6 protein-coding genes and 1 tRNA gene are annotated in these 9,219 nt (G+C 40.0%); 4 read left to right on the top strand and 3 right to left on the bottom strand.

The window, feature by feature from the left end:
• Both RYM16_RS04020 and mmuM read left to right on the top strand, forming a co-directional pair.
• Positions 1 to 538, top strand: a 538-nt coding sequence (locus RYM16_RS04020; RefSeq protein ID WP_314982459.1) for a transporter substrate-binding domain-containing protein, incomplete at its 5' end; no start/stop codon positions are given.
• 73 nt (positions 539 to 611) lie between these two features.
• Positions 612 to 1,637 carry a homocysteine S-methyltransferase gene (gene mmuM / locus RYM16_RS04015; RefSeq protein WP_314982457.1) on the top strand — a complete coding sequence of 342 codons (1,026 nt, stop codon included), beginning with the start codon at positions 612 to 614 and terminating at the stop codon, positions 1,635 to 1,637.
• 191 nt (positions 1,638 to 1,828) lie between these two features.
• On the opposite strand, the gene RYM16_RS04010 is transcribed toward mmuM, so the two are convergent.
• From RYM16_RS04010 to RYM16_RS04000, 3 genes are all read right to left on the bottom strand, one after another.
• Positions 1,829 to 1,919, bottom strand: a tRNA-Ser gene (locus tag RYM16_RS04010).
• Between the two features lie 147 nt (positions 1,920 to 2,066).
• Positions 2,067 to 3,302, bottom strand: a complete 1,236-nt coding sequence (locus RYM16_RS04005; RefSeq protein ID WP_314982455.1) for an FprA family A-type flavoprotein — start codon at positions 3,300 to 3,302, stop codon at positions 2,067 to 2,069.
• 159 nt (positions 3,303 to 3,461) lie between these two features.
• Positions 3,462 to 7,202 (bottom strand): phosphoribosylformylglycinamidine synthase, encoded by a 3,741-nt coding sequence (locus RYM16_RS04000; protein WP_314982453.1) that lies wholly within the window; start codon positions 7,200 to 7,202, stop codon positions 3,462 to 3,464.
• Between the two features lie 268 nt (positions 7,203 to 7,470).
• On the opposite strand from RYM16_RS04000, the gene RYM16_RS03995 reads away from it, so the two are divergent.
• Both RYM16_RS03995 and RYM16_RS03990 read left to right on the top strand, forming a co-directional pair.
• Positions 7,471 to 8,376, top strand: coding sequence for a LysR family transcriptional regulator (locus RYM16_RS03995; protein ID WP_105081467.1), 906 nt, complete (start codon positions 7,471 to 7,473; stop codon positions 8,374 to 8,376).
• Between the two features lie 267 nt (positions 8,377 to 8,643).
• A complete protein-coding gene (locus RYM16_RS03990; RefSeq protein WP_278470622.1) occupies positions 8,644 to 9,219 on the top strand; it encodes a xanthine phosphoribosyltransferase in 576 nt (191 codons plus the stop codon).

Here is a 9,219-nt window from a genome sequence, read left to right as displayed (position 1 = left end):
ACTGTTACCAGCATTACAAAGTAATACCATCGACATTGCTATTTCTGATATGACCATTTCTGAAGATAGAGCAAAATCTGTTGATTTTAGTAAACCATACTATATTGCAGGTAATGGTCTCGTTGTTAATATAGATAACACAAATATTAATAGCTTTAAGGATCTAGAAGGCAAGCGCATTGGTGTATCTATTGGTTCTACGGGTGCAGAGATTGCTAGCAAGATTCAAAATGCTGATGTACGCCAGTTTAATATCATCGTTGATGCCTTTTTAGAACTACAAAATAAAGGTGTCGATGTAGTTATTAACGATACACCGGTAAATGAATATTATGTTAATGGGAAGGGAAAAGGTATCGCAAAAGTCACTGGAGAGGACTATGATGCGGCACCACTTGGTATTGCTGTGAAAAAAGGTAATACAGAGGTCCTTACTAAAATTAACGATGGTCTAGCTAAGATTAAAGCGAATGGTAAATATGCTGAGATTTATAAAAAATGGTTTGGTAAAGAACCACCAGCAGAGGTGTTAAAATAGTTTGTAGATAGTACCAAAACGTATTATTTGATATAATACGCTTGGTAAGCCTCAAGTTGTAAGAGGCTTTAGAATGGGTGATATGATGGCTAAACGAAGTGCATTTTTAGATATTATTAAGGATAAGGGGGCCCTCGTCTTAGATGGGGCTTTAGGGACTGAATTAGAGAGTTGTGGTTGTAATATTCAGCATAAGCTGTGGTCCGCAAAAGTTCTCATGGAACAACCTGATGTTATCAAAAAAATACACATTGCGTACTTAGCTGTTGGAGCAGACATCATTCAAAGTTCTGGTTATCAAGCTACTGTAGCGGGCTTTAAAGGCTTAGGCTATGGTACAGAAGAGGCGATAGAGCTCGTTAAATTATCTGTTCGCCTAGCAGTGCAAGCGCGTAATGAGTTCTTAGAGGCAAAAGCGAGTGGAGCACTTATGTTACGGGGCATTACTCTCGGTGAAGAGACTCCAGAGGGAGTTAAGTATTTTTCAGAAGGTGCATTGCCTAAACCGTTGGTAGCGGCCTCTGTAGGTCCTTATGGGGCTTTCTTGGCTGATGGATCTGAATACCGTGGATATCCTGATGTGCAAACAGAATACCTTGAGGTGTTCCATATCCCTCGGTTAGCATTGTTTGCGGAAGAGAATCCAGATATATTATCCTTTGAGACGATACCATCTTATGCTGAGGCTATTGCTATTGCTCGTGCTATGTCTGATCCCTTTACATCAAAAGGTATTCCTGCGTGGATTGCCTTTGCTTGTAAGGATGGTCATCATGTAGCTAGTGGCGAAACTATTATTAAATGCGCTGAAATGATTGATAAGGTTCGTCCTATAACAGGTATTGGTATCAATTGTACTAAACCTGAATATGTAGAGTCCTTGATTAAGGATATTCGTACTGTTACGGACAAGCCTATTGCAGTATATCCAAATCTTGGTGAAAGCTATGATAGTAAAACTAAGACTTGGTATGGTGATCCAGCATCCTTTGTAGACTACGTAGATGTATGGCGCGAAGCGGGGGCTGAAATTATTGGTGGCTGCTGTAGAACGACACCTGAAATCATCGGTAATATTGCAAAGAAAATCCATAATTAATATGGTTAAATACATATAATAACAAAAGGCTATTCGAATTAAAGTCGAATAGCCTTTTGTTATATAGAGATAATACATAAAATATGAGATAAGAGATAATATATGCTATTTTGAAAGTATAAAAGAGGCGATACAAGTATCGCCTCTTTTTAGATAAATAAAAAAGCAGTGCCTAAGCACTGCTTTTACTATGGCGGAGAGACAGGGATTTGAACCCTGGGTACGGGATAACCGCACACATGATTTCCAATCATGCTCCTTCAGCCGCTCGGACACCTCTCCATGTATTCTGTTGTGTAACAGGTACTTGTATAGTATATGAAAAAGTTAGATTTATGTCAAGCGAAAAATAGTGAAAATCTTAGACTTTCATAAGACTTTTAAAGTATAAGAAAAAGCCGCCTTTTCAGGCGGCTTTTAGTTTGAGTATTATAATACTTCTTTGATTTCAGCAGCATCAATGGATGCTTTAATATCGTCTGCCATTTTTTCGATTTTTGGAAGATCTTCTGGTTTTAAAGAGGATTTGATATCAAGTGGTTCGGATATGATTTCAATGTCTTTGAAGTCGTTTTCAAAGTGGGATACCATGATTTTCATGGCCGCAGATGCCCAAGAGTGGTTACCAATGATGGATACCTTATGGTTTTGGAAGTTAAGTGCTTTCAATTCATGAATGAAGTTTTCCATAGTAAGGTATAGGTTCAAATTGTATGTAGGTGCAATTGTTACCAAATTAGTGTATTTCCAAGCATCAGCGATAATGTAGGAAGCATTAGTTTTGGAAACATCGTAGATTTTGATATCTGTAATGCCGCGTTTGGACAATTGCTTAGCCAATTGTTGTGCAATAGCACGAGTGTTACCGTACATAGAACCGAAGGCGATAACAACACCTTTTTTACAAGCTGTGTAGCTGGACCAGTGCAAGTATTTTTGCAAGATATAATCGATAGTTTCAGGTGTACGCCAGATAGGACCATGAAGTGGAGCAATACGCTTGATGTCAAGACCAGAAACTTTACGAATCGCATTTTGTACTTGAGGACCGTATTTACCAACTATATTTGTATAGTAACGACGAGCTTCATCTTCGTAGGTAGCAACGTAATCAGTTTGGTCTGCAAAGATATTACCGTTAACCGTACCGAATGTACCGAAAGCATCTGCAGAGAACAATGTACCAGTAGATTTTTCAAATGTACAAGTTACTTCTGGCCAGTGAACCATAGGCATAGTGTAGGAAACAAGAGTATGTTTACCTAAGCAAATTTCGTCGCCTTCTTTTACAGTGTAATATTGGTCTGGTTTTGGAGAATTGTAGAATTGCTCGAACATGCGGAATGTTGTAGCATTACCTACCATTTTACAGTTTGGATAGCGCTCTAAAGTGTCCAACAATGTTTGGCAATGATCTGGCTCCATGTGATTTACGATGATGTAGTCAAGATCGCGACCATTTAAAAGATGAGTTAAGTTGTCAAAGTATTCTTCGCGAATTTCAGCATCTACAGAGTCAACAACACAAGTTTTCTCATCATCAATGAAATAGCTATTATAGCTAACACCATTTGGAATAGGGAATAAGTTTTCAAAACGTTCAGTAGTCCAGTCATTACTACCAATCCAGTAGATATTATGGGTCATTTTCTGAGCACAATGCATAATAAAATCCTTTCTTAACTCACTTACGTATATATGTATCGATTTAAATGAAATTATTTTTGTAAATATGTCATCAACTTATAATACTAATATTTTCTAAAAAAATCAATATGGAAAAGCCTACTCTTAGGAGTAGGCTTTCACATGAAAGTATAGAAATTATTTAAAGTATTTTACACCAGATGTAAAGATTGGCATTTCTAATTGGCCAGGAATATTTTTACTAATACTAGTACCACAGCGTTCGGAGTGGGCCATTTTACCAAATACGCGACCATCAGGACTATAAATACCTTCGATAGCAGCGACAGATTGGTTTGGATTGAATCGGCTGTCCATGGAGGCGATGCCATCAAAGTCTACATATTGTGTAGCGATTTGACCAGTTTTATTGAATTCCAATACTTGTTGAGGGGATGCGATGAAGCGACCTTCACCGTGAGAGATAGGTACAGTGTAGATTTCGCCTGCTTTAGCATCACACATCCAAGGGGATTTAGTGGAGATTACCTTGGTATTGACCATGCGAGATAAGTGACGACCAATTGTATTGTACGTCAATGTAGGATGATCTGCAGTCAATGTTTCAATGTGACCGCCAGGCAATAAACCTAATTTGATAAGAGCTTGGAAACCATTACAGATACCAAGAACTAGACCATCTTGTTTATACAAGAGATTTTCTAAACCTTCTGCTAGGTATGGATTGCGGAATAGTGTAGCCATAAACTTACCAGAACCATCTGGTTCATCACCAGCACTGAAACCACCTGGGAACATAAGAATTTGAGACTCTGCTAATTTAGCTTTGATTACGTCGATGGATTCTTTTAATTGTTCTGGCGTTTGATTGCGGATGACAACGATATCTGCTTCTGCACCGGCACGCTCAAAGGCACGAGCTGAATCGAATTCACAGTTTGTACCTGGGAATACAGGAATGAGCACTTTAGGTTTGGCGCCTAAGGATGTGCTGCGTGGTTTAGTATGTTGGTCGTGAATGTACGCCACCGCTTCACCAACGCCATTTGGGGCGTGCATAGGGAATATATCGTTGAGTGGAGCTTCATAAGTTGCTTGGATCTCCTTGAGTGATACGGATTGATCCGCCCATTCAATAACTGGATTTGCTTGTGTTACACCGATTACTTTTAAACCTGGTAACTCTAAGAGATAGTTAACAGCTTTAATGTCTACCTCTACGATAAATGCACCAAGAGCAGGTTGGAAAATTGCACGTTCAGCATATTTATCGAATTTAACACCAATATTATTGCCGAGGGCCATTTTTGTGACAGCTTCAGGGATGCCGCCTTGTTCAACTACATAAGCGGAGTAAACACGACCTTTTTCAATTTGTTCTTGTAAGACGTCACAGTTTTCTTTGAATCGATCCCAATCAGGAGTGTCATCGTACATGCGAGGTACATCGAAGAATACGAGGCGATGGTCTACGCCTTTAAGATCTTGGCTCACAATGTTATCCACATGAGCTGTACCAACCGCAAAGGATACAAGGGTAGGAGGAACTGTAAGGTCCATAAATGTACCGCTCATAGAATCTTTGCCACCAATAGCGCCAATTTCAAGTTCTTTTTGTGCTTTATAAGCACCGAGAAGAGCTGCTACAGGTTTACCCCAAGATTCTTTAGAGTTAAGGCGTTCAAAGTACTCTTGTAACGTTAAGTACGCATCTTCACGACGACCGCCGAGAGCTACTAATTTAGCGACAGATAAAAGTACAGCATATTGTGCGCCATGGTATGGGCTCCAGTCGGATAACTCAGGTACAAAGCCGTGTGTCATGATGCTAGCAGTTGTAGTTTCACCATTTAATACAGGTAATTTTGCTACCATGCCTTGAGTCGGTGTTTTCTGGAATTTGCCACCAAATGGCATGAGCACAGTATTAGCACCCACAGTGCTGTCAAAGCGTTCTGCTAAGCCCTGTTGGGAAGCGGTGTTTAAATCGGATACAGCAGCGAGCCATTTTTCTTTGAAGTTATCTGCACTAGCAGAACCGCGTAAGAAGTAAGAACGATCTGCTGGAGCTTTTACAATAACCTCTTGTTGTTGGCTGGCGCCGTTTGTATTTAAGAAGTCACGGCTAATGTCGACGATTGTTTCCCCATTCCAGTTCATGATGAGGCGATTGGTATCGGTCACATCTGCTACGACTGTACATTCTAAGTTTTCTTCATCGCAATAAGCTTTGAATGTATCTACATCAGAAGCGGCGATAACACAAGCCATGCGCTCTTGAGATTCAGAGATGGCTAGCTCTGTACCATCAAGGCCAGCATATTTTTTAGGAACTAAATCAAGATTGATAGTTACGCCATCTGTTAACTCACCGATAGCAACGGATACGCCACCTGCGCCAAAGTCATTACAACGTTTGATAAGGGTAGTTACTTCACCGCGACGGAAGAGACGTTGAATTTTACGTTCTGTAAGGGCATTGCCTTTTTGAACCTCTGCCCCACATGTGGAAAGAGATTCTACTGTGTGTTCTTTAGAGGAACCGGTAGCACCGCCACAGCCATCGCGACCAGTTTTACCACCGAGTAATACCACAACATCACCAGCAACAGGCGTTTCACGGCGTACTTGATTGCGTGGAGCAGCACCGATAACGGCGCCAATTTCCATGCGTTTTGCTACGTAGCCAGGATGGTAATACTCTTTAACCTCACCTGTAGCTAGGCCGATTTGGTTGCCGTAAGAGGAATAGCCACGAGCTGCTTCTTGAGTAATTTTCTTTTGTGGTAATTTCCCTTCTAATGTATCTTCGAGGCTAGTATGTGGATCGCCAGAGCCAGTGACGTGCATAGCTTGGTACACGTAAGCACGGCCGCTCAATGGGTCGCGGATACAGCCTCCTAAACAAGTAGCAGCACCGCCGAATGGTTCGATTTCAGTAGGGTGGTTATGAGTTTCGTTTTTGAACAATAACAACCATTCTTCCGTTTTGCCGTCTACATCGACAGGAACGATGATAGTACATGCATTGATTTCATCGGATTCATCAAGATTTGTTAAACCACCAGCATGGCGCAATTCTTTTACAGCTAATGTAGCCATGTCCATGAGGGAACGAGCTTTTTTCTTAGTTGTATAGAGCTCAGCACGGCCTTCCATGTATTCTTCGAGGGCTTCTTCAATAGGGCCTGTGAAGCGACTGGCTTCGATGGAGATATCTGTTAACTCCGTCATAAATGTGGTATGGCGGCAGTGGTCGGACCAATATGTATCGAAGAGGCGAATTTCTGTAATCGTAGGATTGCGGTGTTCTACCTCTGCATACTGTTGTCGAATCATTTGAAGGTCTGCCAATGTCATAGCGAGGCCATAATTTTTGATAAGTTCTTCTAACTCCGCATCGCTCATTGCCGTAAAGCCATCAATTGTTTCTACTGGTTTTGGATCCTCTAAATCGAGCGCCAAAGTGTTAGGTAATTCAAGGCTTGCTTCACGGGAATCAACAGGGTTAATATAGTATGCTTTGATGGCATTTTCTTGTTCTTTTGTGAAAGTGCCTTCGATAGCAAATACACGAGCACATCTCACGATGTGACCGGAGGTGAGAGTGAGCATAGAAATACATTGTTCTGCGCTGTCGGCACGTTGATCATATTGACCTGGCACATATTCAACGGCAAACACAAAACCTTGTACTGTTGGGATTTCTTCTAATACTGTGTCCACAGGAGGTTCGGAGAAAATTAGATTTTTTGCAGCTTCTAAATCTTTTGCATCTAAATTTTCAATATCATAGCGCTCGTAGATGGTTACCCCTGTAGCAGGCATAGATAATTCCTGTTGTAAGGTATGTAACATGCGTTGTGCTTCTTGGTTGAAAGATTCTCGTTTTGTTACGAATAATCGTTGTATAGCCATTGTAGCCTCCTGTAATGTATATAATTCCCTATGGGATATTGACAAATTAAGTATAGTCGGTCTAGACTTATAAGTAAAGATAATCTTACTAATGAAAAGATTAGAAATACTAATAAATATGAAAAATTCATGAAGGTCATAAGACCTAATATTCATGAAAATTTCTACATATTCATTATATATTGAGAGTTCATAGTTATAATATAGTAAATGATATGTATAGTTAAAAGTAAGACGTTACTATTAGTATATAACAGAGGTGACTAAAATGGCAGTATCTGCAGATTTATATAGAACCTTTTTAGGGGTAGGCTTATATTTATCCTTTTCTCGTGCCGCAAAAGAATTAGGTGTGTCCCAATCCGCCATCAGCCAAAGCATTAAACAATTAGAAGGGGAACTCAATATGCCTCTTTTCGTGCGCACTACAAAATCTGTAGGGTTCACGCCAGAAGGTAAAGAATTGTTTGATACAGTAGCTAAAGCATTTTCTATTCTTGATAATGGTGTTACCCAATTACAAGAACGTGTTAGTCAAGCTTATGAAAGCTTGAATTTAGCTGCTACAGATACATTATGTCGCCATTTCTTATTGCCTTATTTCCATAAATGGCAATTGCAAGAAAGTGAAATCGGTCTACATATCATCAATCGTCCATCTCCTGATTGTGTAGAGTTAGTACTTAACAAAGAAGCGCAATTAGCAGTGGTTAATGATTATGAAGGTTTGCGAGATAATCCACAATTAGAAGTGACTACGCTTGCTACGATTCAAGACGTCTTCGTTGGGGGGCCTGACTATAAAGGAGCAGGGTTCTTCGATCAAGGTCGTTTGCTTAATGAGCCTATTTTGCTCTTGCATAAAGGTTCTGCGAGCCGCACCTTCTTCGATGAAGTTACTCATGGCGCATGCCGTAAACCTCGTTTTGAACTTGGTAGTGTCGATGTATTGCTAGACCTTGTGGAAATCAATATGGGCATTTCTATGTTGCCTAACCACGTGGTACAACAAAAAATGCAAGAAGGGACTATTGTTCGTATCGATACAGACATTCCTGTGCCGACTCGCGATATTGTGCTTGTACGTTCTCGATTGGTACCTCAATCTGAAGGGGCTGCTAGATTTACATCCTTGCTCGTTAACCGTGAAAGTAACCGCGATAAAATTTTATAAAAAGATAACACACTTTATGAATTTTCATAAAGTGTGTCTTTTTATATTTTAGGCTAGGTCTTTCTGTGCTATATTATATTGTTATAAACCTGTTGAATCCTACGGTTCAGAAGAAAAAGTTTTTTAAGTCTTGTATGTAATAATTTTTGGCAACCCATCTCTTGCGATTTTTACTAGTCGTATTATAAGACTTTTACTACATATAGGTTGACCCTGAGGGGCTATTTACGTTAAAATTTAAAGATAGTTATGCGGAGGTATAAGCACATGGAATTATTAAAAAAGCGCATTCGTGAAGAGGGTATTGTCCTCAATAATCGCGTGCTAAAAGTAGATGGCTTCTTGAACCATCAAATCGATCCACAATTGTTTAAAGCAATCGGTAAAGAAATCGCGGATCGTTACCGTGATGCAGGTGTGCAACGTATTGTTACCATTGAAGCATCTGGTATTGCGTTGGCATTGATGGCTGCTCTTGAGCTCGACGTGCCATTGGTATTTGCGCGTAAGAAAAAATCTATCCTTATGGTAGATGACGTATATCATAGTGTTGTGTACTCTTATACAAAAGAAGAAAACTACGATATTACTATTTCCAAAAAATTCTTGCCAGCTGGCGAAAAAGTATTGATCATCGATGACTTCTTGGCATCTGGTGAAGCAGCTATGGGCCTTGCTAAATTAGTTCAAGATGCTGGTGATGAAGTAGTAGGTATGGCCATTGCTATTGAAAAATCCTTCCAACCTGGTCGTGAACGCCTTGAAAATGCAGGTTACCGTGTAGAGTCTTTAGTTCGCATTAAAGAATTTAAAGACAATGGATGTGTATTTATCGAAGACTAA

Source organism: uncultured Veillonella sp. (assembly GCF_963524655.1).
Lineage (GTDB): Bacteria > Bacillota > Negativicutes > Veillonellales > Veillonellaceae > Veillonella.
Note: the sequence above shows the minus strand (reverse complement) of the source record. Positions and strands in the feature narration are given on the sequence as shown.